Annotated in this window: 1 protein-coding gene and 1 pseudogene; both read left to right on the top strand. The window is 46.3% G+C overall.

The genetic code is table 11. The features are described from left to right. Positions 1 to 1,235: sigma 54-interacting transcriptional regulator (locus tag R7P67_RS23985; RefSeq protein ID WP_318086213.1), on the top strand; the 1,235-nt coding region annotated here is incomplete at its 5' end. 36 nt (positions 1,236 to 1,271) lie between these two features. Further along, positions 1,272 to 1,546 (top strand): annotated as a pseudogene (locus R7P67_RS23980) (30S ribosomal protein S5 alanine N-acetyltransferase); the annotation flags it as partial.

The raw sequence follows: 1,546 nt of genomic DNA, 5'->3' as shown, positions 1-1,546 counted from the left end.
TGGCGAACATGTCTGCTTTGTCGCTACTCGGCCTGCATAAACAAGAAGTCATCGGCACTCAGATTGGTGCGTTATTACCAAGCGTCCGTTTCTCTCGTTGGTCTGAAGGAGTGAACGCTCGTACTCGTGAAAACCTAGTCATTGATGGGTTGGATTACATCTTAGAGCTCATGCCTGTCTATATCAGAGACGAAGCGCAGAATTCTACGCTTGCAAGCACTTTGATGCCGATTCGAACACGCCAGCACGGCACGCACATCGAAGAAAGACTACCGTTGCATAATCCATTGGGTTTTGAGCACTTCGTAGGAATATCAAACCGACATAAAGCCTTGATTAATCAGGCTAAGAAGCTTTCTGTTCTGGATCAACCGCTACTAATCGAAGGTGAAACAGGTACTGGCAAAGAAATGCTCGCAAAAGCCTGTCATAGTCGTTCAAGCCGTGCGAGTAAACCATTCCTTGTGTTGAGCTGTGCATCCATGCCAGATGACGTTGCAGAAACCGAGCTGTTTGGTCATGCGCCGGGTTCATTCAATCACGAACAAGGCCACAAAGGTATTTTTGAACAGGCAAATGGTGGTACGGTATTTCTTGATGAAATTGGTGAGATGAGTGCTCATCTGCAAATCAAACTTCTTCGTTTTCTACAAGATGGTAACTTCCGTCGTGTTGGTGCAGAAGATGAAATGCATGTAGACGTTCGCATCATTGCTTCGACAAAACATAACCTTGCTGAGCTTTCTGAAGCGGGTATGTTCCGTGAAGATTTGTATTATCGCCTCAATGTACTGACGCTAAGCATTCCTCCACTGCGCAAGCGCTCGAATGATGTGGCACCTTTGCTAGATTTGTTCGTGACAAAACACGCGCAGCAGCTGGGTATCGATAAGCCGGGGCTGGATGACGGTTTGGTTGATGCTCTGGCCAGCTACCAATGGCCGGGTAACATGCGTCAGCTAGATAATATGGTGTTGCGAGCGCTAACAGAAATGGATGGTCATTTACTGAAAGCCGAACATTTTAATTTGCCACAGCCGCAGTCAGTTGGCGGGGGCAGTGCAACGCTTAATATTGATGGTTCTTTGGACGAGATAATGCGTGATTATGAATCCCAGGTGTTGGAGCGTTTGTACCAGTCGTTCCCGTCAAGCCGTAAGTTAGCGAAGCGTTTGAATGTGTCGCACACGTCTATTGCGAATAAGTTACGTGACTATGGGATTCGTAAGAATTAACGCGAGTAATCAAGAAAAAGGAAGTTGTCGTTTGTAATGGAAGATCATAGTTCATCAATCGCCGTTCACAAGTTGGACGGCGACTTGCTTCTACGAACCGCTGAAATCGGTGATGCCGATATGATCGCGGCGTATTTTCAATCTAATCGCGATTATTTGAAGCCATTTGAACCAAAGCGAGAAGAGGCGTTTTTCTCTGTTAATGGTTGGCTCCAAAAACTGATTAAGTTGAACGAGCTCCATCGCATGGGGCTTGGCTACTATTGCTTGCTAATTCATGTTGATACAGGGCGCATGCTAGGAACGATTTC

This window comes from Vibrio sp. Vb0937, assembly GCF_033338855.1.
The sequence above is the reverse complement of the archived record's forward strand: the minus strand, read 5'-3'. Positions and strand labels throughout refer to the sequence as shown.